This window comes from Salmonella sp. SAL00653 (genome assembly GCF_046552515.1).
GTDB classification, from domain to species: domain Bacteria; phylum Pseudomonadota; class Gammaproteobacteria; order Enterobacterales; family Enterobacteriaceae; genus Salmonella; species Salmonella enterica.
In genome coordinates this window covers 80,968-103,674 of sequence record NZ_JBGDTY010000019.1, presented here as the reverse complement: position 1 = coordinate 103,674, position 22,707 = coordinate 80,968, and the positions used below count along the sequence as shown (strand labels likewise).

Sequence of the window (22,707 nt, the reverse complement as noted above, 5' to 3'; positions counted from 1 at the left end):
GGCGTTTGAACTCAGTCATCATTACGTTCTCCGGATTTAAGTCTGGAACGTGTCAACGCTATTCAGGACGGGTCATAGAAAACAAAAAAAGCGCCCTGCGGCGCTTTTTTTCTGGCGGTAACTTATTTGCTGCCAGGGATGCTGAAGCGCTTGTTGAAGCGCTCAACACGACCACCGGTATCAACAACACGCTGCTTACCAGTGAAGAACGGGTGGCATTTGCCGCACACGTCCAGGTTCAGGTCGTGACCCACGGTAGAGTGGGTTTTGATAACATTACCGCAAGAACAGGTTGCAGTAATTTCTACGTAATTCGGGTGAATACCTTTTTTCATGGGGAACCTCAGTGTAAGGCCGCGTCGCTCTTCCAGCCCTAACGCCAGACACCACGCGAAGTTAATAGTAAAGGGTTTGATGCTCACAACACGCACCAAAGGCGGCGAATCATACAGAATTTGACCACCGTATGCAAACTGATCCGCGCTCCCTTATCGTAATGTGTATACTACCCGACGAAATTTCAAGTCAGGAAGATGCTATGTCCGTCGCGCACGTTGCCTTGCCCGTTCCGCTTCCCCGAACCTTTGATTACCTGCTGCCGGAAGGCGGGGTCGCCAAAGCCGGGTGCCGCGTGCGCGTGCCATTCGGCAAGCAGCAAGAGCGCGTGGGCATTGTCGTCTCGGTTAGCGACCACAGCGAATTGCCGCTCGATGAATTAAAATCGGTCATTGAAATCCTGGATAACGAGCCAATCGTTTCTCCCTCCATCTGGCGCTTACTCCTCTGGGCGGCGGATTACTACCACCATCCCCTCGGCGACGTTCTGTTTCACGCTCTGCCGGTTTTATTGCGTCAGGGAAAACCAGCCAGCAACGCGCCCCTATGGTATTGGTTCGCCACCGAAGAGGGGCAAGCCGTCGATATCAACAGCCTGAAACGCTCCGCCAAACAACAACAGGCGCTGGCGGCGCTACGGCAAGGAAAGATCTGGCGCTATCAGGTAGCCGAGCTTGATTTTACTGACGCCACGCTGCAAACGCTGCGGCGTAAGGGACTTTGTGAGCTTGCCAGTGAAACGCCCGCGTTTACCGACTGGCGGGAGCGTTATGCCGTCGCAGGAGAGCGCCTGCGGCTGAATACCGAACAGGCGACAGCAGTCGGCGCGATTCACAGCGCGTCGGACGGTTTCTCCGCCTGGTTGCTGGCAGGCGTAACCGGTTCCGGCAAGACCGAAGTGTATCTGAGCGTGCTGGAAAACGTCCTCGCCCAGGGCAAACAGGCGCTGGTGATGGTGCCGGAAATCGGCCTGACGCCGCAAACGATCGCCCGTTTTCGCGAACGTTTTAACGCGCCGGTGGAAGTGCTGCATTCCGGGCTAAACGACAGCGAGCGTCTTTCGGCATGGCTGAAAGCGAAAAACGGCGAAGCGGCGATTGTCATCGGCACGCGCTCCTCGCTGTTTACGCCGTTTAAAAATCTTGGCGTGATTGTCATCGACGAAGAGCACGACAGCTCTTATAAACAGCAGGAAGGGTGGCGCTACCACGCCCGCGATTTGGCAGTGTATCGCGCCCATAGCGAGCAGATCCCGATTATTCTCGGCTCCGCCACCCCAGCCCTGGAAACGCTATGTAACGTGCGGCAGAAAAAATACCGGATGCTGCGTCTGACGCGGCGCGCAGGCAACGCCCGCCCAGCTCTGCAGCATGCGCTGGATTTAAAAGGCCAGCGTCTTCAGGCGGGACTGGCGCCCGCCCTTATCGCCCGTATGCGCCAACATCTCCAGGCCGACAATCAGGTAATTTTATTTCTTAACCGCCGGGGATTCGCGCCCGCGCTGCTTTGCCACGACTGCGGCTGGATTGCAGAGTGCCCGCGTTGCGATCACTACTACACGCTGCACCAGGCGCAGCATCATTTACGCTGTCATCACTGCGACAGCCAGCGTCCGGTACCGCGTCAGTGCCCCTCCTGCGGCTCCACACATATGTTACCGGTTGGGTTAGGGACGGAACAGCTGGAGCAGGTGCTGGCGCCCTTCTTCCCCGGCGTGCCGATCTCACGAATCGACCGTGATACCACCAGTCGTAAAGGCGCGCTGGAGCAGCATCTGGCGGAAGTTCACCGCGGCGGAGCACGCATCCTGATAGGCACACAAATGCTGGCGAAAGGCCATCACTTTCCGGATGTCACGCTGGTGGCGTTGCTGGATGTCGATGGCGCGCTTTTTTCCGCAGATTTTCGTTCGGCGGAACGCTTCGCCCAGCTCTACACTCAGGTTTCCGGCCGCGCCGGGCGCGCGGGCAAACAGGGCGAAGTGGTGCTCCAAACGCACCATCCTGAGCATCCCCTGCTGCAAACGTTACTGTATAAAGGCTATGATGCGTTTGCGGAGCAGGCGCTGGCGGAACGGCAAACGCTCCAGCTTCCGCCGTGGACCAGCCACGTCATTATTCGCGCAGAGGATCATAACAATCAGCAGGCGCCCGTCTTTCTCCAGCAGTTGCGTAATCTGATTCAGGCCAGCCCGCTATCAGACGATAAGCTGTGGATCTTAGGTCCGGTTCCGGCCCTCGCGCCAAAACGCGGCGGCCGCTATCGCTGGCAAATTTTACTTCAGCATCCTTCACGGATTCGCCTGCAACACATCATCAGCGGCACGCTGGCGTTGATCAATACGCTCCCGGAAGCGCGGAAAGTTAAATGGGTTCTGGACGTCGATCCGATTGAAGGATAGTCCTCACGATGCGAGGCGGATCGTAAAATTAAAGATCCATCACACTTTTTATGAAAATTCTGTAACCGCTTCCACGCACTATCTGATAAAAATGTTTTCGATGAGTGTTACCAAGGATAGATCTGCGCCAGCAGTTCCCAGGCGAGGAGAAAGAGTGAAATCGAACAAGCAGGTTACTGCCGCTACGATGAAGGATGTTGCGTTGAAGGCGAAAGTCTCTACGGCAACCGTATCCCGCGCGTTAATGAACCCCGATAAAGTCTCCCAGTCGACCCGTAGCCGGGTTGAACAGGCCGCGCTTGAAGTGGGTTATTTCCCGCAGTCGATGGGGCGAAATGTAAAACGCAATGAATCCCGTACGATTCTGGTGATTGTCCCGGATATTTGCGATCCCTTCTTCAGTGAAATTATCCGCGGTATCGAAGTGACCGCGGCAGAACAGGGGTATCTGGTGCTGATTGGCGATTGCGCCCATCAAAACCAGAAAGAAAAAACCTTTCTTAATCTCATCATCACCAAACAGATCGACGGCATGGTACTTCTCAGTTCCCGACTGCCCTTTGACGCCAGCGTTGAGGAGCAGCGCAATTTGCCTCCGATGGTGATGTCGAATGAGTTCGCGCCGGAGCTTGAACTGCCGACGGTACATATCGATAACCTGACCGCCGCGTTCAATGCCATGAACTACCTGTTGGATTTGGGCCACAAGCGGATTGGTTGTATTGCGGGGCCGGAAGATATGCCGCTCTGTCACTATCGCTTACAAGGTTACGTACAGGCATTAAGACGCAGTGGCATTGTGGTCGATCCGCATTACATCGCCCGTGGCGACTTTACCTTTGAAGCCGGGGCAAACGCATTAAAGCAGTTGCTTGAGCAACCGTTGCCGCCTACCGCCGTCTTTTGTCATAGCGACGTAATGGCGCTGGGCGCCCTCTCCTGGGCCAAGCGCCAGGGTCTGAAAGTGCCTGACGATCTGTCGATTATCGGCTTTGACAATATCGCGCTGGCCGAGTTTTGCGACCCTCCGTTGACAACCGTGGCGCAGCCGCGTTTTGACATTGGTCGCGAGGCGATGCTGCTGTTGCTCGATCAGATGCAGGGGCAAAATGTGAGCAGCGGCTCGCGTTTAATGGATTGCGAGCTGATTATTCGCGGTTCTACGCGCGCTTTACCCTAAAGTAAATAGCTTTAAGACTCACCTGTCTGGTCAAAGGCCCGCCGCTTCAGTAACATGACGGGCTGACGAACGAATAAATACAGCGAAACGATAGTGGCACAACGAGATTATGTACGTCGCGGCCAACCGGCTCCTTCGCGGCGCAAAAAGAGCACCTCACGGAACTCACGGAAGAAGCAAAGCAACATGCCTGCCGTCTCGCCGGCAATGGTCGCGATTGCGGCAGCCATCCTTGTGACCTTTATCGGCGGTCTGTACTTCATTACTCACCATAAGAAAGAAGAGTCCGAAACGCTACAAAACCAGAAAGTCACCGGCAATGGGCTTCCGCCAAAACCGGAAGAGCGCTGGCGTTACATCAAAGAGCTGGAAAGTCGCCAGCCGGGCGTGCGTACGCCAACGGAACCGTCCGCCGGCGGCGAAGTCATGAATCCGAATCAGCTCACCAGCGAGCAGCGTCAACTCCTGGAACAGATGCAGGCGGATATGCGTCAGCAGCCGACGCAACTTAACGAAGTGCCGTGGAACGAGCAGACGCCAGAACAACGCCAGCAAACGCTACAGCGCCAGCGTCAGGCGCAGCAGCAGCAGCAGCAGCAGCAGCAGCAGCAGCAGCAGCAGTGGACTCAAACGCAGCCTGTTCAGCAACCACGCACGCAGCCGCGGGTAAACGAACAGCCGCAAACGCGCACGGTACAATCCGCCCCAGCGCAACCTGCGCGCCAAAGTCAGCCGCCGAAGCAGACGGCCTCGCAGCAACCTTATCAGGATTTGCTGCAAACGCCGGCGCATACCAGCGCGGCAGCGCCGAAAGCCGCGCCAATTACGCGCGCGCCTGAAGCGCCGAAGGCGACAGCAGAGAAAAAAGATGAACGTCGCTGGATGGTGCAATGCGGTTCATTCAAAGGCGCCGAGCAGGCAGAAAGCGTCCGCGCTCAGCTGGCGTTTGAAGGCTTTGACTCCAAAATTACCACCAATAACGGCTGGAATCGCGTGGTTATCGGGCCGGTTAAGGGTAAAGAAAATGCCGACAGCACCATTAACCGTCTGAAGATGGCGGGCCATACAAACTGCATTCGACTCGCCACCGGGGGTTGAAACCCTCAAAATCTCCCCCATCTATACTTGCATTATGCCCCGTACGCCGTACGGGGCCGCAATTCAGCATTAGTAACCAAGGGGTCTGCTCGTGACAACAATAGTAAGCGTACGCCGTAACGGCCACGTGGTAATCGCCGGTGATGGTCAGGCCACACTGGGTAACACAGTAATGAAAGGCAACGTGAAGAAAGTCCGCCGCCTCTACAACGACAAGGTCATTGCGGGCTTTGCGGGCGGTACTGCTGATGCATTCACGCTGTTCGAGCTGTTTGAACGTAAACTGGAAATGCATCAGGGGCACCTGGTCAAAGCCGCCGTTGAACTGGCGAAAGACTGGCGTACCGACCGTATGCTACGCAAACTGGAAGCGTTGCTGGCCGTCGCGGATGAAACCGCTTCGCTCATCATCACGGGTAACGGCGATGTCGTGCAACCTGAAAACGATTTAATTGCTATCGGCTCTGGCGGTCCTTATGCCCAGGCTGCCGCTCGCGCTCTGTTGGAAAATACCGAGCTCGGCGCGCGCGAAATTGCTGAAAAGGCGTTGGATATTGCAGGCGATATCTGCATTTACACCAACCATTTCCACACCATTGAAGAATTGACCGCCAAAGCGTAAGGACCCCTCATGTCTGAAATGACCCCACGCGAAATTGTCAGCGAACTGAACAAACACATTATCGGCCAGGATAACGCAAAGCGTTCCGTGGCGATTGCATTGCGTAACCGCTGGCGTCGTATGCAGCTTGATGAAGAGCTGCGCCACGAAGTAACGCCGAAAAATATTCTGATGATTGGCCCGACCGGCGTCGGTAAAACCGAAATCGCCCGTCGTCTGGCAAAACTCGCCAACGCACCGTTCATTAAAGTCGAAGCCACCAAATTCACCGAAGTGGGCTACGTCGGGAAAGAAGTGGACTCTATCATCCGCGATCTGACCGATGCCGCTGTGAAAATGGTTCGCGTACAGGCTATCGAGAAAAACCGCTATCGTGCGGAAGAGTTGGCGGAAGAACGTATTCTCGACGTGCTGATCCCACCCGCAAAAAATAACTGGGGCCAGGCCGAACAGCAGCAGGAGCCTTCTGCCGCCCGTCAAACGTTCCGCAAAAAACTGCGCGAAGGCCAGCTCGACGATAAAGAGATCGAGATTAACCTCGCCGCCGCGCCGATGGGCGTAGAGATTATGGCGCCTCCGGGCATGGAAGAGATGACCAGCCAGTTGCAGTCTATGTTCCAGAACCTGGGCGGTCAGAAACAGAAACCGCGTAAGCTGAAAATTAAAGACGCGATGAAACTGTTGGTTGAAGAAGAGGCTGCTAAGCTGGTCAACCCGGAAGAGCTGAAACAGGACGCTATCGACGCGGTTGAACAGCACGGCATCGTGTTTATCGATGAAATTGACAAAATTTGTAAGCGTGGCGAAACCTCCGGCCCGGATGTTTCACGCGAAGGCGTACAGCGCGACTTACTGCCGCTGGTAGAAGGCTGCACGGTTTCGACCAAACACGGGATGGTCAAAACGGATCATATTCTGTTTATCGCCTCTGGCGCGTTCCAGGTGGCGAAGCCGTCTGATCTGATCCCGGAACTGCAGGGCCGTCTGCCGATTCGCGTTGAACTTCAGGCGCTGACCACCAGCGATTTCGAACGCATTTTGACCGAGCCAAACGCGTCCGTCACCGTGCAGTATAAAGCGCTGATGGCAACTGAAGGCGTCAATATCGAGTTCACCGATTCCGGTATTAAACGTATTGCCGAAGCCGCCTGGCAGGTTAACGAAACCACCGAAAACATCGGCGCGCGCCGTCTGCATACCGTACTGGAGCGTCTGATGGAAGAAATTTCCTATAACGCCAGCGATCTGCATGGCCAAAACATCACAATTGATGCGGAATATGTGAGCAAACATCTGGATGCGCTGGTCGCAGATGAAGATCTAAGCCGTTTTATCTTATAATCGCGTCCAATGCATTTTCATCACTGTTGATGGGGCTGAAAAGCCCCATTTTTATTGGCGCTAAATATGACTGAACAACAACAAATTAGCCGCACCCAGGCCTGGCTGGAAAGCTTACGACCCAAAACCTTACCCCTCGCCTTCGCGGCGATTATCGTCGGTACGGCCCTGGCATGGTGGCAAGGCTATTTCGATCCTCTGGTCGCACTGCTGGCCCTTATCACCGCCGGGCTGTTGCAAATTTTATCCAACCTCGCCAACGATTATGGCGACGCTGTCAAAGGCAGCGATAAACCGGATCGCATCGGGCCGCTGCGGGGGATGCAAAAAGGCGTCATCACCCGACAGGAGATGAAGCGGGCGTTAATCATTACCGTCGTGCTGATCTGTATCTCCGGACTGGCGCTGGTGGCGGTCGCGTGCCATACGTTAACCGATTTTGTCGGCTTCCTGATTTTGGGCGGGCTGTCGATTATCGCCGCCATCACCTACACCGTGGGTAATCGGCCCTACGGCTATATCGGGCTGGGTGATATCTCTGTCCTGGTATTCTTTGGCTGGCTAAGTGTCATGGGGAACTGGTATCTCCAGGCGCATACGCTGATTCCGGCGCTGATTCTCCCGGCCACCGCCTGCGGTTTACTGGCGACGGCGGTGCTGAATATTAATAACCTGCGCGATATTAATAGCGACAGAGAGAACGGCAAAAACACCCTTGTAGTACGACTGGGCGATGTCAACGCGCGTCGTTATCACGCCTGCCTGTTGCTAGGCGCGCTGCTCTGTCTGGCGCTGTTTAATCTGCTCTCGCTACACAGTCCGTGGGGATGGTTGTTTATTCTGGCCGCGCCCTTGCTCATTAAACAAGCGCGCTACGTAATGCGCGAAAGGGAGCCTGCGGCAATGCGCCCGATGCTTGAACGTACCGTTAAAGGCGCGTTGTTAACCAACCTGTTATTTGTGATTGGGATACTCTTAAGTCAGTGGGCCGTTTAACTGACAAATATCAATTAACAATTGATGATTTTGCCAACAGTATACTTAGCGCGATATACTAAAAATTCTCGCAGCAACTGAACGTTAAGCCTATGAAATACGATACTTCCGAGCTTTGTGACATCTATCAGGAAGATGTCAACGTCGTGGAACCGCTGTTCTCTAATTTTGGAGGGCGGTCGTCGTTTGGCGGACAAATCATCACGGTAAAATGTTTCGAGGACAACGGGTTGCTGTACGATCTGCTCGAACAAAATGGCCGTGGTCGGGTTCTGCTGGTCGATGGCGGCGGTTCTGTCCGTCGTGCATTAGTCGATGCGGAGCTGGCGCGTCTGGCCACGCAAAATGAATGGGAAGGGCTGGTTATCTATGGCGCGGTGCGTCAGGTGGACGATCTGGAAGAGCTGGATATCGGCATTCAGGCGATCGCCGCCATTCCGGTTGGCGCCGCAGGTGAAGGCATTGGGGAAAGCGATGTGCGCGTCAATTTCGGCGGCGTGACATTCTTCTCCGGCGATCATCTCTATGCCGACAACACCGGGATTATCCTTTCCGAAGACCCGCTTGATATCGAGTGATCAAAAAAGGCGCCGTAAGGCGCCTTTTTTATGCGTTGTCGCTGATTGCCGGATGGCAGCTTACGCCTTATCCGGCCCACCGGTATCCGCATTCTAAATCCTCTATAGATTTCGCGTCAGGGCAAGGCGGCAAGTAAGTGAATCCCCAGGAGCATAGGCCACTATGTGACTGGGGTGAACGCACGCAGCCAACGCCGCCATAACGTGAAATATGACGAGGATTAGACTTCTTCCATACGACCAAGCAGCGCCTGCAAACGCTCCTGCCAGCCGCTCTGCTGTTCCTTCAGAGAATTATTTTCACGCTCGAGTTCTTCACGCTGATGCTGTGCAGACTGCACTTCCTGCGTCAGGCTGTTGTTCTTTTCTTTCAGCTCTTCAATTTCCATCTGTAACAGGGTGATGGTGTCAATCGCCTGCTGTACTTTTGCTTCCAGTTTCTCAAACACTTCTAAAGACATGATCTTACCTCTCCTGAATTGCAAGGCGACGCTTCACGTAAACGCGCACAATATATAGTGTCGATTGTATGAAGCCCCGCTCTCGCTGTCCAGCGACATACCGCGTAGATCGCGGTTTGCAGCAATTTTCATCCATCTCCTGGTAACATTCATTCAATAACTTAAAAGTGTTAACATATTAGTTAATGAAATGATTCAATTCACTCTCTTCTGCTGTCTCAAAATGCGCTTCATGGCGAGATAACGCTCATTTTATTGACGCAGTACACACATTTTGATTTCGATATTTCTCGTTTTTGCTTGTTAACGATAAATTAACAGTGTGCCTACAGGGCATCGTGGATGTCCATGACCTCCTCGCATACCAATAATCATTACATACTCTTCAGGATCCGATTATGAGTCAAACATCAACCTTAAAAGGCCAGTGCATTGCTGAATTCCTCGGTACCGGGTTGTTGATTTTTTTCGGTGTGGGTTGTGTCGCTGCGCTTAAAGTTGCCGGAGCTACTTTTGGACAGTGGGAAATCAGCGTCATCTGGGGTCTGGGGGTAGCGATGGCTATCTACCTGACGGCAGGTGTTTCTGGCGCACACCTGAACCCGGCAGTGACCATCGCACTCTGGCTATTTGCCTGTTTCGACAAACGTAAAGTTGTTCCTTTTATTATTTCTCAAGTTGCCGGCGCCTTTTGCGCAGCAGCGTTAGTTTACGGGCTTTATTACAATCTTTTTGTGGACTTCGAACAAACCCACCATATCGTCCGTGGCAGCGTTGAAAGTCTCGATCTCGCAGGCATTTTCTCAACTTACCCGAATCCTCATATCAATTTTGTGCAGGCCTTCGCGGTTGAAATGGTGATTACCGCTATTCTGATGGGGCTGATTCTGGCGCTGACCGACGACGGAAACGGCGTACCTCGCGGTCCGCTTGCGCCACTGCTCATTGGTTTACTGATCGCCGTTATCGGTGCCTCTATGGGGCCGTTGACCGGGTTTGCGATGAATCCGGCGCGTGACTTTGGCCCCAAAATGTTCGCCGGGCTTGCCGGCTGGGGTGAAATTGCGTTTACCGGCGGTAGAGACATTCCTTACTTCCTGGTGCCGCTGTTTGGCCCCATCGTCGGCGCCATTCTGGGCGCGTTTGCTTATCGCAAATTTATTGGCCGTCATTTGCCGTGCGATACCTGCGTCGTGGAAGAGAAGGACTCCACCGCGACCACACAACAAAATGCTTCGCTGTAATCTGATTACGGGACAAAATTATGACTGAAAAAAAATATATCGTTGCGCTCGATCAGGGTACCACCAGCTCCCGCGCGGTCGTTATGGATCATGACGCGAATATCGTCAGCGTATCACAGCGTGAATTTGAGCAAATTTATCCTAAGCCAGGCTGGGTAGAACACGACCCGATGGAAATTTGGGCGTCCCAAAGCTCAACGCTGGTAGAAGTGCTGGCCAAGGCCGATATCAGTTCCGATCAGATTGCCGCTATCGGTATCACCAACCAACGTGAAACCGCGATCGTCTGGGAACGTGAAACCGGCAAACCGATATACAACGCTATTGTCTGGCAGTGCCGTCGTACCGCCGATATTTGCGAACAGCTTAAACGCGACGGCCTGGAAGATTATATCCGCGACAATACCGGTCTGGTCGTCGACCCGTACTTCTCTGGCACTAAAGTGAAATGGATCCTTGACCATGTGGAAGGTTCGCGCGAACGCGCGAAGCGTGGCGAGCTGCTGTTCGGTACGGTGGATACCTGGCTTATCTGGAAGATGACGCAGGGCCGCGTCCACGTTACGGATTACACCAACGCCTCACGAACCATGCTGTTCAACATCCATGATTTGGACTGGGACGATAAAATGCTGGACGTGCTGGATATCCCACGCGCGATGCTGCCCCAGGTACGTAAGTCCTCCGAAGTCTACGGCCAGACCAATATTGGCGGTAAAGGCGGTACACGTATTCCTATCGCCGGGATTGCCGGGGATCAGCAGGCCGCGCTATTCGGCCAACTGTGCGTAAAGGAAGGAATGGCAAAGAACACCTACGGCACCGGCTGCTTTATGCTGATGAACACCGGCGAGAAAGCGGTAAAATCGGAAAACGGCCTGCTGACCACCATCGCCTGCGGCCCAAGCGGCGAAGTCAACTATGCGCTGGAAGGCGCGGTGTTTATGGCGGGAGCGTCCATTCAATGGCTGCGTGATGAAATGAAGCTCATCAGCGACGCGTTCGACTCCGAATATTTCGCCACGAAAGTGAAAGATACCAACGGTGTCTACGTGGTTCCGGCCTTCACCGGTCTGGGCGCGCCGTACTGGGACCCGTATGCCCGCGGCGCCATTTTTGGCCTGACCCGCGGCGTGAACTCTAATCACATTATCCGCGCGACGCTCGAATCCATCGCTTACCAGACCCGCGACGTACTGGAAGCGATGCAGGCCGACTCCGGTATCCGCCTGCACGCTCTGCGTGTGGACGGCGGCGCAGTGGCCAACAACTTCCTGATGCAGTTCCAGTCAGATATTCTCGGCACGCGGGTGGAACGCCCGGAAGTGCGCGAAGTGACCGCGCTGGGCGCCGCCTATCTGGCTGGCCTGGCCGTCGGTTACTGGCAGAACCTGGACGAGCTGCAGGAAAAAGCCGTCATTGAGCGAGAATTCCGCCCCGGCATTGAAACCACCGAGCGTAACTACCGTTACAGCGGCTGGAAGAAAGCGGTTAAACGCGCAATGGCGTGGGAAGAGCACGACAAGTAAGGTCGCCATCCGGCAAAATCTTTGTGCGGAGGCAACTCCGCACACACATCAATTATTCCCTCCTTCCCCTGTGCTACACTGCGCGCCACTCCTTTTTGCTACGAGTTTGTTATGAGACGAGAACTTGCCATCGAATTTTCCCGTGTGACCGAAGCGGCGGCGCTGGCTGGCTACAAATGGCTGGGACGCGGCGATAAAAATACCGCAGACGGCGCGGCGGTCAACGCCATGCGTATCGTGCTCAACCAGGTCAACATTGACGGCACCATCGTGATTGGCGAAGGCGAAATCGACGAAGCCCCGATGCTCTATATCGGCGAAAAAGTCGGTACCGGCCACGGCGATGCGGTAGATATCGCCGTCGATCCGATTGAGGGCACGCGCATGACGGCGATGGGTCAGGCGAACGCGCTGGCGGTGCTGGCGGTCGGCGATAAAGGCTGCTTCCTGAATGCGCCCGATATGTATATGGAAAAACTGATTGTCGGTCCGGGCGCCAAAGGGGCGATCGATCTCAATCTGCCGCTGGCGGATAACCTGCGCAACATCGCGGATGCGCTGGGTAAACCGCTTGGCGATCTGACCGTGACCATTCTGGCAAAACCGCGTCATGACGAGGTCATCGCAGAGATGGCCAAACTGGGCGTACGCGTGTTTGCCATTCCTGACGGCGACGTCGCGGCCTCAATTCTGACCTGTATGCCGGATAGCGAAGTCGACGTGCTGTACGGGATTGGCGGCGCACCAGAAGGCGTGGTATCCGCAGCGGTGATCCGCGCGCTGGACGGCGATATGCAGGGGCGTCTGCTGGCGCGCCATGACGTGAAAGGCGACAGCGAAGAAAACCGCCGCATTGGCGAACAGGAACTGGCGCACTGCAAAGCAATGGGCATTGAAGCGGGCAAGGCGTTATGCCTGGGCGACATGGCGCGTAGCGATAACGTTATTTTCTCCGCGACCGGCATCACGAAAGGCGATCTGCTGGAAGGAATTAGCCGGAAAGGCCATATTGCCACGACGGAAACGCTGCTGATCCGCGGCAAATCACGCACCATCCGCCGCATTCAGTCGATCCACTATCTTGATCGTAAAGATCCGGATGTACAGGCGCATATCCTCTAGCGCATTTGTTAGTTAGAGCCTTCCAGCCTCGCGGGGCTGGAAATCTTTCTCCTGACGAACGAAGATAAGGTTAGCGATTCAGAACAGGAGAAAACCATGGCCGATTGGGTAACAGGTAAAGTCACTAAGGTGCAAAACTGGACTGACGCACTGTTCAGCCTGACCGTTCACGCCCCCATTAATCCTTTTACTGCAGGCCAATTTACCAAACTCGGACTGGAGATCGATGGCGAGCGCGTTCAGCGCGCGTATTCCTATGTCAATGCGCCTGACAATCCGAATTTAGAGTTTTATCTGGTGACGGTGCCGCAAGGAAAGCTCAGCCCGCGGCTGGCGGCGCTAAAACCTGGCGATGAGGTGCAAGTGGTCAGCGACGCGTCGGGTTTCTTTGTACTGGATGAAGTGCCTGACTGCGAGACGCTATGGATGCTGGCAACCGGAACCGCTATTGGCCCGTATTTGTCTATTCTGCAATATGGCCAGGATGTCGCGCGCTTTAAAAATCTGGTCTTGGTCCACGCCGCACGCTTCGCCGCCGATTTAAGCTATCTGCCGCTAATGCTGGAACTGCAACAGCGTTATGAAGGCAAGCTGCGCATCCAAACGGTGGTCAGCCGGGAGAGCGTGCCAGGCTCGCTTACCGGGCGCGTGCCTGCGCTCATTGAAAACGGCGAGCTGGAAAAAGCCGTTGGATTGCCGATGGATAAAGAGACCAGCCACGTCATGCTGTGCGGGAACCCGCAGATGGTGCGCGATACGCAGCAACTGCTGAAAGAGACCAGACAGATGACTAAACATCTGCGCCGCCGACCGGGGCAGATGACGGCTGAACATTACTGGTGATGTTTTACCGAATGGCGGCTGGGGCTTATCCGGCCTGCAAATCATCACCAATCTGTGGGCCCGGTAAGCGTCAGCGCCACCGGGCAAATTACGGTTTACCGCCCGTTACAGCTCTGCCTTAAACTTCACGTCCTGTGTCGCTTTCCCAAACTTATTTTCCCCCTGAACACCGACAAACGCGCCCAGATCGATAAGCATCATCACCAGGATCAGCGTCGGAATAAATCGCCCGACGACCCACTGCCACATCCCCGGCAGCATCACCCAGTTTCCGGCCAGCAGCATCCACGCCAGAATCATTAGCAACGCCCACGCGCCGGAACGTCCCCGGTCATGCAGACGTTTGACCATGACGGCAGCGGTCGGCCACAGCAGGCACACCAGGCAAAATGCCGCCGTTTGGATATCAAGCAGGTTTTTCCCCGCCAGCGAAAATAGCGCCAGCATCCCGGCAAACCAGAGGCCGATCCAAATCCAGAAATCACGGCGTCCGATACGCCCTTTAAATGAGAATAACCATTGCTGTATGGTCATGTAAGTTCCTTATATTTTGCCTTCCGCTACAGTTTACCCTTTTGACAAGCCCGACAGTTATCGTTTTAATCGTGAGCAGTCCTAACGAAAGGTAAGATTGATGAAGCCAGGATGTACTCTGTTTTTACTGTTGTTTTCTGCTCTCACCGCCAGCATAACGGCGCACGCGCAGCTCTCTTCATCGACCACGACAGCGCCCTATCTGCTGGCGGGCTCGCCAACCTTTGATCTTTCTATTAGCCAGTTTCGTGAGAACTTTAACCGCCAGAATCCCGATCTGCCGCTCAATGAATTTCGCGCCATTGAGAATAGCCGCGATAAGGCGAATCTGACCCGCGCCGCCAGTAAGATTAACGAAAATCTGTATGCCTCCACGGCGCTGGAGCGCGGTACGCTCAAAGTGAAAAGTATGCAGATTACCTGGCTGCCCATTCAGGGGCCGGAACAGAAAGCGGCGAAAGCGAAAGCGCTGGAATATATGGCCGCCATTATTCGCACTGTCGCCCCGTTGCTGACAAAAGAGCAAAGCCAGAAAAAACTGCAAAAGATGCTTATCGCCGGTAAAGGTAAACACTATTACGCCGAGACCGAAGGCGCGGTACGTTATGTTGTCGCAGATAACGGCGAAAAGGGGCTGACCTTCGCGGTTGAACCGATTAAGCTGGCGTTATCTGAAAATCTGGAAGGGGCGAATTGATGACAAAAAGCAAAGCCTTTCCGGGGATGAATCTCTATACTGTTTCACAGACCATGCTGCTCTGACGAGCGGCCATCTTCCTTAATTCGCTGACTAAGCGTGGAGAAATGAAATGCGACATCCTTTAGTGATGGGTAACTGGAAACTGAACGGCAGCCGCCACATGGTAAACGAACTGGTGGCTAACCTGCGTAAAGAACTGACGGGCGTAGCAGGCTGCGACGTGGCAATCGCTCCGCCGGAAATGTATATCGATCTGGCGAAACGCGCTGCTGCCGGCAGCCACATCATGCTGGGCGCGCAGAACGTTGATCTGAATCTGTCTGGCGCATTCACCGGTGAAACTTCGGCTGAAATGCTGAAGGATATCGGCGCGCAGTACATTATTATCGGCCACTCCGAGCGTCGTACTTATCACAAAGAATCTGACGAGCTGATCGCCAAAAAATTCGCCGTACTGAAAGAACAAGGTCTGACGCCGGTACTGTGCATCGGTGAAACCGAAGCGGAAAACGAAGCGGGCAAAACAGAAGAAGTGTGCGCACGCCAGATCGACGCGGTACTGAAAACGCAGGGCGCGGCAGCCTTTGAAGGCGCGGTTATCGCTTACGAACCCGTATGGGCGATCGGTACCGGTAAATCTGCAACTCCTGCGCAGGCTCAGGCAGTGCACAAATTCATCCGCGACCACATTGCTAAAGCTGACGCGAAAATCGCTGAACAGGTTATTATCCAGTACGGCGGTTCTGTTAATGCCTCCAACGCAGCCGAACTGTTCGCGCAACCGGACATCGACGGCGCACTGGTAGGCGGCGCTTCTCTGAAAGCTGATGCCTTCGCGGTGATCGTGAAAGCAGCAGAAGCTGCTAAACAGGCTTAATTGCCAATCAATATCTGATGGCGCTGCGCTTATCAGGCCTACCAGCCGAGTGCTTATGTAGGCCTGATAAGGTAAAGCCGCCATCCGGCATTTATGCTGTGGAGGGTAAGAAAGTAGTATCCCCGGCAACCTTAAACATCGCCCTCCAGCTCCGCGTATTCTCAACCAGCCGATCATCACGAAATAACGCACTACCAGAAACAACACGATCGATGCCCTGTGCAATCAGCGAAGGCAATTGATCCTGCGTTAACGACCCATCAATAACGATAATTTTACCTTCGCGTTTATCACCAAGTAGACAGAGAAGCTGCGCCACGCGCTCGTGCAAATCACTGGAGCGCATTTTACTGCCGTATCCAGGGTTCACTGCCAGTAGTTGAATAACCTCGACGTCGCTCAGAATGGGGATAATGACATCCAGTGGCGTTGCCGGGCATAAACTAATCCCCCGGATCACCGGCATTTCACCGCCAATAACGGGCACGGTCTGCTGACCAAGCCAGCTTAGCGTATGATGCAGATGAATATCGCCTTCTGCCTGAAGCGTGATGCAGTGTGCGCCCGCCTTCACGCAGGCTTGCGCCGCCGTCCATTGGTCCGCTACCATCAAATGAACATCTTTGATAAAAGTTTGCGGCAGTTGCCCAACTGCCCATGGCCCAACGGTAAACTGCGGGCAAAATTGACCATCCATCAAATCCAAATGCAACAGCGGCTGGTTTAGCGCTTCCAACTGTTGCAGATAGCGATGCAACGCAATCCACTGCCCTGCCAGAATACCCACACTAAGCGGATATGACGCTAACAATGCCACACATGCTTCGCGCGTTAATCCGGCAAACTGGCTGTTCATGAGCGCTCCTTAAGGCATCAAACCCATAAAAACTTTTTTTGTCCGCGGACCGGTCATCAACGGTTCAAGCTGCTCCACGCAAGTTTTGTAGTGTGGCGTTGTCTTGTGAAAAGCGACGGCCTGTTCATCAACGTAGGCTTCATAAATATAAAATCGCGTAGGCACCTGCGGATCCTGCAGAACATCAAAACGCAAGTTACCCGGCTCTTTAATTGAGCCCAGATGATTCTGCCGAAAAACATCGATAAATTGTTCAACCTTGTCATCATGAACGTTAATTTCAACCAGCGTAACGTGCATCATTACCCCCCTGATTATTCCAAATAAAATAACAGTCATCCCCATCTCCTCACATCGGTAAAAGATGGGGAAGCGATCTCATTTAACTTTTCTCACTCAAAAACAGCTCATAAGCACGCTCTGCTGTTTCGTTATGATGAACGACAGCATGTACCGCTTTAATCATGGCTACCGGATCTTCTGACTGGAATATATTACGCCCCATATCTACGCCAGAAGCCCCCTGGTCAATCGCCTGATAGCACATTTCCAATGCTTCACGTTCAGGCAGTTTTTTACCGCCGGCGATGACAATCGGCACCGGACAACCTGCCGCAATACGCTCAAAACCTTTATCGACATAATACGTTTTGATAATTTGCGCCCCCATTTCCGCAGCGATACGCGTTGCCAGTGAAAAATAACGCTGGTCGCGAGCCATATCTTTACCCACCCCGGTCACTGCCATTATTGGCATCCCGACGCGTAACCCGGCATCAATCAGTTGAATAATATTTTTAATCGACTGATGTTCATGCTCACTACCAATATAAACCTGTGCGGCAGCAGCACAGCTATTCAACCGCACAGCGTCATCCATCGCCACCGCAACCGCCTCATTGCTTAATTCAGTGAGAATAGAATTCGCCCCGGATGCGCGTAAAACGACTGGTTTATTGATTGCCGGAGGTACCACACTGCGTAATATGCCGCGAGTACACATTAAGACATCAGCATATTCAAAGAGCGGCGCAATATTGATATCAATACGCTCAAGTCCGGTTGTCGGCCCCTGGAAATATCCATGGTCAAAGGCCAGCATGACCGTTTTTCTGGTTTTGGGGTTAAAAATCCTCGCCAGTCTGGACTGCATTCCCCAATCCAGCGCGCCACAGCCTTTTAATGCGAACAAAGTGTTAGTTTGTGGTTTATCGGTGTGAAAATCTTTGCCATCTTTAATATCATCTAAATCAGCCATTCTTTACTCCGTCGATACATAACAGTTATCAGAAATCATATTTGTCGATATTGTCTTTGTTGAAAATGACACGCTCCGGCAATAACACAATGCCGTTACCTTTTGCCTCATAGTGATATCCCTGCTCACTATTAGGTGAAACGGTGACTTTGCCGATGCCGGGAATATCCAGTGAATCACCGACATTCATTGGCATATTTTTCAGCAACTCATTGGCGACATATACGGAAATTTTTCCCTGTTGGACGACATCCCACAGGCCAAATTCTTTAACAGTGCCGCGCTGAACATAAGGGCGCATCACATTCGGCGTACTAAAACCAACAATCGCGAGATTATTACGTTTAAGGTTCTCCGCCGCCTGTGCCGCAGCAGGTAAAGCGTTGGCGTCAGGCGCGATGATGGCATCCAGATCGGGATACGCTTTGATGATACCTTCCGCCGTCTGGAGCGATTTCGTGGCATCGTTATAGCCAAACTGGGTAGTGACTATCTCCCACCCCGGATGTTCCTTGCTAATTTTGGCTTTAGCTTCTTTCACCCACTGGTTCTGGTCGGTCACCGTTGGGCTGGAATAGAAGAAAGCGACTTTCGCTTTCTCTTTGTCCACCTGATGAGCGGCCATCTCTACCAGCATGCTGCCGAGCTGTTTTGGCGTCCCTTGATTGATATAGTAAGAACGGCACTCCGGCTTGGTATCGGAATCCCAGGTTAATATTTTCACGCCTCTTTGCATTGCCCGCTTCAACGCCGGGCACAGGCCATCAGGCGAAACGGCAGAAACGATAATGGCGTCATACCCCTGATTGACAAAGTTATTCACCAGTTGAACCTGGCCTGAGACGCTGGGCTCTGTAGGGCCATCGTAAGTTACGTCAATGCCCAGCGCTTTTCCCGCTTCCTGCGCGCCATTGCCGCCGCTGGTAAAAAAGCCCACGCCAACCAGTTTGGGAATAAAAGCAATCCGCTCTGCCGCCTGCACGGTCATTGCCGCAGATGCCAGACCAAACGCAGTGAGTAAGGCGATCATTTTAATGCTGTGTCTTGCCATTTTTTTCTCCATAAATTTCAAAAGGAAATCATGCCTGATGCGCATTGCGTCGGCGTGAGTACCATTCAAGGATTTGGTGACGATGCAAACTGACGGAACGACCAACGACAACAACAATGAGAAGCGCACCGGACAATGCGCTGGAAATTTGATTCGGCACTCCGGCCATCTGTAGCCCCTGCTGTAAAAATCCCACCAGCAGCGCCGCCAACGCGGACCCCATAATCGACCCGGAGCCGCCATAAATATTGGCGCCTCCCAGCACAACCGCCGTAATGGCCGGCATCAGGAAAGAGGCGCCCAGATCCGAACGTGCGGAGCCAAAGTAAGAAACCAGTAATACGGCGGCGATCGCGGAGGCGCATCCGGTCATGGCATACACGGTATACAACGTGCGATTCACCGGGATCGCGCTGTACTGCGCGACACGGGCGCTCTGGCCAATCAGAAAAACGTTGCGTCCCATATGCGTACGATGCATGAGCAGCCAGAAAAACAGACAGCACACAAGAAAAAAAATAAGCGGCATGGGAATACCAAGAAATGAAATATTGGCAAAGTCAGTGAACGCTGTGGGAAATCCACCAATACCTTCATAACCCGTGGCGCCAGCCATACCAGATAACAATAATGCGCTACCACCAAATAAATACATGGTTCCCAGGGTAATCACCAACGGGTTTACGCCGGTATAAATAATAAGTCCGGCATTTATCAGCCCACATATTGCGCCGAGTAGTAGGGTAATAATAATCGCTAAAGGTAGCGGCATACCGAGCTGAAACAGCACACCCAGGGTAATCGCGCATAGCCCGATTGTAGAACCAAATGAAATATCCATACCACCGCTGACAATAACCATTGTTAGCGGCAAAGCGACAATACCGATACAAATAAAATCGCTAGTGCTAAAAAGTAAGACATTAATATCTAATAAACGTGGGTTAATCAGACCGAAAGCCAGAATTTCAAAGATCAATAAGGCTGCCAGCGCAATTTCCCAGCTATAGCGTCGCCATGGATTCATCATGCCACCTCTTTGTTTTTATTCTGTTGTGCGTGCGTTTTTGCTTCCGCCTGAAGTGGAGTGGGTGGTGATATAAAACGGGCATATTTCTGGCGGCGCAGATTGCGTTGTAATGCGCAACGCAGCCGCCCATCGAATACCAGTACGCCCAACAATACCAGGCCGGCAATAAAATCGTTCCACCAGGCGGGGATACGCAGCAGCACTAACACACTATCGATTTGCGTAAGAAAATAAGCGCCGAGAATAGCGCCGATGACCGTGCCTGACCCGCCTAACAGGCTAATTCCCCCCAATACGCAGGCCGCGATGGCTTTCATTTCCAGCCCCGTGCCGGTTTGATTGGGAATGAAGCCAATCTGCGAGGCAAACACGATTCCAGCCAATGCCGCCATACCGCCATTAAGTGAAAATGCCATGATGCGTACCATCTCGGTACGGACACCCAATTGCCGGGCGCCCTGCAGGTTATCGCCGGTGGCGTAAAAATTGCGGCCAAAGGCGGTTTTCGCCAGGAGCCAGGCCATAAGCAGCGCTAACACCAGGGTAAACCAGCCGATTGCGGAAATTCCCAGAAACACCGGAGCAGAGAGTTGCTTTAAGCCTGCGGGTAATCCTTCAATCCATTTCCCCCCTGTCCATAGCAGCATGATCCCACGATACAAGCCCAGCGTTCCCAGCGTGGCGACAATGGCGGGTATCTTCAACCAGGCAACCAGTACGCCATTAAAAAATCCGGCGACAATTCCTAATATTAGTGTGGCCAGGCAGGCGACCGGCAGGCTATAGCCGGCGTTTAACATCACTCCCAGCAATACCGCGCACATTCCTGTCGTCGAGCCCACCGATACATCAATATTGCGGGTGAGCATTACCATCGTCGCGCCAATCGCCAACAGCATCAAAATTTGCGCGCTACTGAAAACCATTGTCAGCGTTTGCACGCTCAAATACTGGCTATCCAGCGCGCCAGGAAACACGAATAAACAGACTATTGCCAGCAGTGCCGTCGCTTCCCGGTTATTTTGGATGAATTTCAACATGTTGCCTCCGACGCACCATGTTCGCCAAACGCAACGTGCATGATGGTATCAACGTTAATTTCCTCGCCGCATAACGCAGGCCCCCCCAGTTCCCCCTGGTGCATGACATATACGCGATCGGCCATCTGCTCTATCTCTTCCAGATCGGAGGAAATAAACAGCACCGCGACATTTTGTTGCGCGATACTGCGCAACAGCTGATAAATATCGCTGCGGGCGGAGACATCGACACCGCGGGTCGGTTCATCGACAATCAGTAATTGCGGAGAGGCCTCCAGGCATTTGGCAATCAATACTTTTTGCTGGTTACCGCCGGATAAAGTACGCGCCGCCTGTTCGGCATTATTGAGTTTGATATTTAACGCGCGGTGGTAACGTTCAAGGGTGGCGTTATCCCGCTGGGGCTTTATCCAAAATCCTTTTTGGTTGTGGGTCAGCGAACAGACATTCCATGCCAGGGAAGCGTCAAGATACAGCCCGGATGACTGCCGATCTTCCGGCAAATAGACCAGGCCGAGCTGCAACCGCTGTTGGGTCGTCAGGGCGTTAATTTCTTCACCATTGAACAGCATCCGCCCCGCATTGACCGGTCTAATACCGTACAGCGTTTCAGCCAATTCTGTGCGTCCCGCGCCGACCAACCCGGCCAGACCAAGGATTTCGCCTGCCCGCACCTCAAGGTTGATATTCATAAAACCTTCGCCCGTCAGTGACTCCAGCGCTAATACCGTCGCGCCGCGTTCGTTCTGCGGGCGGCTGCCAGGCAATTCCAGCCACAACTTTTGACTCGCGGAAAGACTGACGCCCTGCGTTGCCGGGGTGATAGCTTGAATAATCTCGTCGGTAGAAGGTCATGCGTTTTTCCGAATAATGCGATTTTACCGTCACGCATCACGCTAACGCAGTGAGCTAACTGTCTAATTTCTGGCAGCTTATGAGAAATAAATACAATTCCGACACCCTTTTTCAGCAACTCTTGCAGACGCGTAAATAACCGGTCAGTTTCGGCTGGCGTTAACGACGCCGTGGGCTCATCAAGAATTAAGATTCGCGAGTCGCGCATCAAGCCGCGCATAATTTCAACGATCTGGCGGTCTGCAACATCAAGCGTACCCGCAGCGCTCGCCGGATCGAGTTGGCATCCCATCGCCTTTAATAGCTGCTGCATTTTTTCCGTGGAGGCCTGACGTCCCTGCAAGCCAAACAAGATATTTTCCCGCACAGATAAACTCGGAAATAACAGAGGCTCCTGGGGAACCAGGTAAATGCCATACTGGTGCGCCTTCAGAGGCGTTAAATGACTGCAACGCACACCAGCAATATCGATAGTCCCTCCATCTGGCGGGACTATACCGGCAATAATCTTCATTAATGTTGATTTACCCGCACCATTGCCGCCAAGCAATGCGTGCACCTCTCCCGCATGCAGAGTAAAGTCAATTCCCTTTAGTACTTCGACGCCGGAATAACTTTTATAAATGTTCTGCACACAAATCAGAGGGGATGCAGTATTGTGACTGATTTGCATGTTGCCTCCGCTCCCTCAATGTTGACTGACGGGACTGAACAAATGTTTTTTGAAAAAGAAATTGTTCAAAACGGTAGTAGTT

The 22,707-nt window shown here is 53.3% G+C and carries 22 protein-coding genes and 1 pseudogene; 13 read left to right on the top strand and 10 right to left on the bottom strand.

Annotation, left to right across the window (positions count from 1 at the left end; translation table 11 throughout):
- Positions 1–122: 122 nt before the first annotated feature.
- Positions 123–335, bottom strand: a complete 213-nt coding sequence (rpmE, locus tag ACLJRU_RS20155) for a 50S ribosomal protein L31 (protein ID WP_000715284.1) — start codon at positions 333–335, stop codon at positions 123–125.
- 203 nt (positions 336–538) lie between these two features.
- Between rpmE and priA the strand changes: the two genes are divergently transcribed.
- The 7 genes from priA (at position 539) to rraA (ending at position 8,552) form a co-directional block, all read left to right on the top strand.
- A complete protein-coding gene (gene priA, locus ACLJRU_RS20150) occupies positions 539–2,737 on the top strand; it encodes a primosomal protein N' (RefSeq protein ID WP_023235440.1) in 2,199 nt (732 codons plus the stop codon).
- Positions 2,738–2,891: 154 nt separating this feature from the next.
- On the top strand, positions 2,892–3,917 hold the full coding sequence (gene cytR / locus ACLJRU_RS20145; protein ID WP_000841337.1) for a DNA-binding transcriptional regulator CytR: 1,026 nt from the start codon (positions 2,892–2,894) through the stop codon (positions 3,915–3,917).
- A 93-nt stretch (positions 3,918–4,010) separates the two neighbouring features.
- The gene (ftsN, locus tag ACLJRU_RS20140) at positions 4,011–5,015 is read left to right on the top strand and encodes a cell division protein FtsN (RefSeq protein WP_187790676.1); all 1,005 of its coding nucleotides are present in this window, start codon (positions 4,011–4,013) and stop codon (positions 5,013–5,015) included.
- Positions 5,016–5,106: 91 nt separating this feature from the next.
- Positions 5,107–5,637, top strand: coding sequence for an ATP-dependent protease subunit HslV (gene hslV / locus ACLJRU_RS20135; protein WP_000208240.1), 531 nt, complete (start codon positions 5,107–5,109; stop codon positions 5,635–5,637).
- A gap of 9 nt (positions 5,638–5,646) precedes the next feature.
- Positions 5,647–6,978 (top strand): HslU--HslV peptidase ATPase subunit, encoded by a 1,332-nt coding sequence (hslU, locus tag ACLJRU_RS20130; protein WP_001293360.1) that lies wholly within the window; start codon positions 5,647–5,649, stop codon positions 6,976–6,978.
- Between the two features lie 66 nt (positions 6,979–7,044).
- Positions 7,045–7,974: a 1,4-dihydroxy-2-naphthoate polyprenyltransferase gene (gene menA, locus ACLJRU_RS20125; protein WP_023235438.1), complete on the top strand. Its 930-nt coding sequence runs from the start codon at positions 7,045–7,047 to the stop codon at positions 7,972–7,974.
- A gap of 92 nt (positions 7,975–8,066) precedes the next feature.
- Entirely contained in the window at positions 8,067–8,552 is a 486-nt protein-coding gene (gene rraA, locus ACLJRU_RS20120; RefSeq protein ID WP_000872918.1) for a ribonuclease E activity regulator RraA, read from the top strand.
- A gap of 221 nt (positions 8,553–8,773) precedes the next feature.
- On the opposite strand, the gene zapB is transcribed toward rraA, so the two are convergent.
- The gene (zapB, locus tag ACLJRU_RS20115) at positions 8,774–9,013 is read right to left on the bottom strand and encodes a septal ring assembly protein ZapB (RefSeq protein ID WP_000051370.1); all 240 of its coding nucleotides are present in this window, start codon (positions 9,011–9,013) and stop codon (positions 8,774–8,776) included.
- A gap of 398 nt (positions 9,014–9,411) precedes the next feature.
- On the opposite strand from zapB, the gene ACLJRU_RS20110 reads away from it, so the two are divergent.
- From ACLJRU_RS20110 to fpr, 4 genes are all read left to right on the top strand, one after another.
- Positions 9,412–10,257 carry an MIP/aquaporin family protein gene (locus ACLJRU_RS20110; RefSeq protein ID WP_000084285.1) on the top strand — a complete coding sequence of 282 codons (846 nt, stop codon included), beginning with the start codon at positions 9,412–9,414 and terminating at the stop codon, positions 10,255–10,257.
- Positions 10,258–10,277: 20 nt separating this feature from the next.
- Positions 10,278–11,786 carry a glycerol kinase GlpK gene (gene glpK / locus ACLJRU_RS20105; protein WP_000136809.1) on the top strand — a complete coding sequence of 503 codons (1,509 nt, stop codon included), beginning with the start codon at positions 10,278–10,280 and terminating at the stop codon, positions 11,784–11,786.
- A 111-nt stretch (positions 11,787–11,897) separates the two neighbouring features.
- A complete protein-coding gene (gene glpX, locus ACLJRU_RS20100) occupies positions 11,898–12,908 on the top strand; it encodes a class II fructose-bisphosphatase (RefSeq protein ID WP_023235437.1) in 1,011 nt (336 codons plus the stop codon).
- 96 nt (positions 12,909–13,004) lie between these two features.
- Positions 13,005–13,751, top strand: coding sequence for a ferredoxin--NADP(+) reductase (gene fpr / locus ACLJRU_RS20095; RefSeq protein ID WP_000796304.1), 747 nt, complete (start codon positions 13,005–13,007; stop codon positions 13,749–13,751).
- A gap of 105 nt (positions 13,752–13,856) precedes the next feature.
- On the opposite strand, the gene ACLJRU_RS20090 is transcribed toward fpr, so the two are convergent.
- Positions 13,857–14,285: a DUF805 domain-containing protein gene (locus ACLJRU_RS20090; RefSeq protein WP_000155236.1), complete on the bottom strand. Its 429-nt coding sequence runs from the start codon at positions 14,283–14,285 to the stop codon at positions 13,857–13,859.
- 100 nt (positions 14,286–14,385) lie between these two features.
- Between ACLJRU_RS20090 and ACLJRU_RS20085 the strand changes: the two genes are divergently transcribed.
- Together ACLJRU_RS20085 and tpiA are read left to right on the top strand one after the other, a co-directional pair.
- Positions 14,386–14,982: a YiiQ family protein gene (locus ACLJRU_RS20085; protein WP_000802241.1), complete on the top strand. Its 597-nt coding sequence runs from the start codon at positions 14,386–14,388 to the stop codon at positions 14,980–14,982.
- 112 nt (positions 14,983–15,094) lie between these two features.
- On the top strand, positions 15,095–15,862 hold the full coding sequence (gene tpiA / locus ACLJRU_RS20080) for a triose-phosphate isomerase (RefSeq protein WP_001216339.1): 768 nt from the start codon (positions 15,095–15,097) through the stop codon (positions 15,860–15,862).
- Positions 15,863–15,953: 91 nt separating this feature from the next.
- On the opposite strand, the gene ACLJRU_RS20075 is transcribed toward tpiA, so the two are convergent.
- From ACLJRU_RS20075 to lsrA, 7 genes and pseudogenes are all read right to left on the bottom strand, one after another.
- A complete protein-coding gene (locus ACLJRU_RS20075; protein WP_001088049.1) occupies positions 15,954–16,718 on the bottom strand; it encodes an epimerase in 765 nt (254 codons plus the stop codon).
- A 9-nt stretch (positions 16,719–16,727) separates the two neighbouring features.
- A complete protein-coding gene (gene lsrG, locus ACLJRU_RS20070) occupies positions 16,728–17,018 on the bottom strand; it encodes a (4S)-4-hydroxy-5-phosphonooxypentane-2,3-dione isomerase (protein WP_001543603.1) in 291 nt (96 codons plus the stop codon).
- A gap of 82 nt (positions 17,019–17,100) precedes the next feature.
- Positions 17,101–17,976: a 3-hydroxy-5-phosphonooxypentane-2,4-dione thiolase gene (gene lsrF, locus ACLJRU_RS20065; protein WP_000774147.1), complete on the bottom strand. Its 876-nt coding sequence runs from the start codon at positions 17,974–17,976 to the stop codon at positions 17,101–17,103.
- Positions 17,977–18,004: 28 nt separating this feature from the next.
- Positions 18,005–19,027: an autoinducer 2 ABC transporter substrate-binding protein LsrB gene (gene lsrB, locus ACLJRU_RS20060; protein ID WP_011264437.1), complete on the bottom strand. Its 1,023-nt coding sequence runs from the start codon at positions 19,025–19,027 to the stop codon at positions 18,005–18,007.
- 28 nt (positions 19,028–19,055) lie between these two features.
- Entirely contained in the window at positions 19,056–20,057 is a 1,002-nt protein-coding gene (gene lsrD, locus ACLJRU_RS20055; protein ID WP_000981826.1) for an autoinducer 2 ABC transporter permease LsrD, read from the bottom strand.
- Positions 20,054–21,097, bottom strand: a complete 1,044-nt coding sequence (lsrC, locus tag ACLJRU_RS20050) for an autoinducer 2 ABC transporter permease LsrC (RefSeq protein ID WP_000911133.1) — start codon at positions 21,095–21,097, stop codon at positions 20,054–20,056. The genes lsrD and lsrC overlap by 4 nt, the downstream gene beginning before the upstream one ends.
- Positions 21,091–22,625 (bottom strand): annotated as a pseudogene (lsrA, locus tag ACLJRU_RS20045) (autoinducer 2 ABC transporter ATP-binding protein LsrA). The gene lsrC and the pseudogene lsrA overlap by 7 nt, the downstream one beginning before the upstream one ends.
- Positions 22,626–22,707: the final 82 nt, after the last annotated feature.

Excerpts from the sequence above, each read along its gene's own strand:
- lsrG (WP_001543603.1), bottom strand. The coding sequence starts at position 17,018 with ATGCACGTTACGCTGGTTGAAATTAACGTTCATGATGACAAGGTTGAA.
- rpmE (WP_000715284.1), bottom strand. The coding sequence starts at position 335 with ATGAAAAAAGGTATTCACCCGAATTACGTAGAAATTACTGCAACCTGT.
- tpiA (WP_001216339.1), top strand. The coding sequence starts at position 15,095 with ATGCGACATCCTTTAGTGATGGGTAACTGGAAACTGAACGGCAGCCGC.
- lsrB (WP_011264437.1), bottom strand. The coding sequence starts at position 19,027 with ATGGCAAGACACAGCATTAAAATGATCGCCTTACTCACTGCGTTTGGT.
- ACLJRU_RS20085 (WP_000802241.1), top strand. The coding sequence starts at position 14,386 with ATGAAGCCAGGATGTACTCTGTTTTTACTGTTGTTTTCTGCTCTCACC.
- fpr (WP_000796304.1), top strand. The coding sequence starts at position 13,005 with ATGGCCGATTGGGTAACAGGTAAAGTCACTAAGGTGCAAAACTGGACT.
- ACLJRU_RS20090 (WP_000155236.1), bottom strand. The coding sequence starts at position 14,285 with ATGACCATACAGCAATGGTTATTCTCATTTAAAGGGCGTATCGGACGC.
- glpX (WP_023235437.1), top strand. The coding sequence starts at position 11,898 with ATGAGACGAGAACTTGCCATCGAATTTTCCCGTGTGACCGAAGCGGCG.
- lsrD (WP_000981826.1), bottom strand. The coding sequence starts at position 20,057 with ATGATGAATCCATGGCGACGCTATAGCTGGGAAATTGCGCTGGCAGCC.
- rraA (WP_000872918.1), top strand. The coding sequence starts at position 8,067 with ATGAAATACGATACTTCCGAGCTTTGTGACATCTATCAGGAAGATGTC.
- ACLJRU_RS20075 (WP_001088049.1), bottom strand. The coding sequence starts at position 16,718 with ATGAACAGCCAGTTTGCCGGATTAACGCGCGAAGCATGTGTGGCATTG.
- lsrF (WP_000774147.1), bottom strand. The coding sequence starts at position 17,976 with ATGGCTGATTTAGATGATATTAAAGATGGCAAAGATTTTCACACCGAT.
- ACLJRU_RS20110 (WP_000084285.1), top strand. The coding sequence starts at position 9,412 with ATGAGTCAAACATCAACCTTAAAAGGCCAGTGCATTGCTGAATTCCTC.
- menA (WP_023235438.1), top strand. The coding sequence starts at position 7,045 with ATGACTGAACAACAACAAATTAGCCGCACCCAGGCCTGGCTGGAAAGC.
- glpK (WP_000136809.1), top strand. The coding sequence starts at position 10,278 with ATGACTGAAAAAAAATATATCGTTGCGCTCGATCAGGGTACCACCAGC.
- lsrC (WP_000911133.1), bottom strand. The coding sequence starts at position 21,097 with ATGTTGAAATTCATCCAAAATAACCGGGAAGCGACGGCACTGCTGGCA.
- zapB (WP_000051370.1), bottom strand. The coding sequence starts at position 9,013 with ATGTCTTTAGAAGTGTTTGAGAAACTGGAAGCAAAAGTACAGCAGGCG.
- hslU (WP_001293360.1), top strand. The coding sequence starts at position 5,647 with ATGTCTGAAATGACCCCACGCGAAATTGTCAGCGAACTGAACAAACAC.
- priA (WP_023235440.1), top strand. The coding sequence starts at position 539 with ATGTCCGTCGCGCACGTTGCCTTGCCCGTTCCGCTTCCCCGAACCTTT.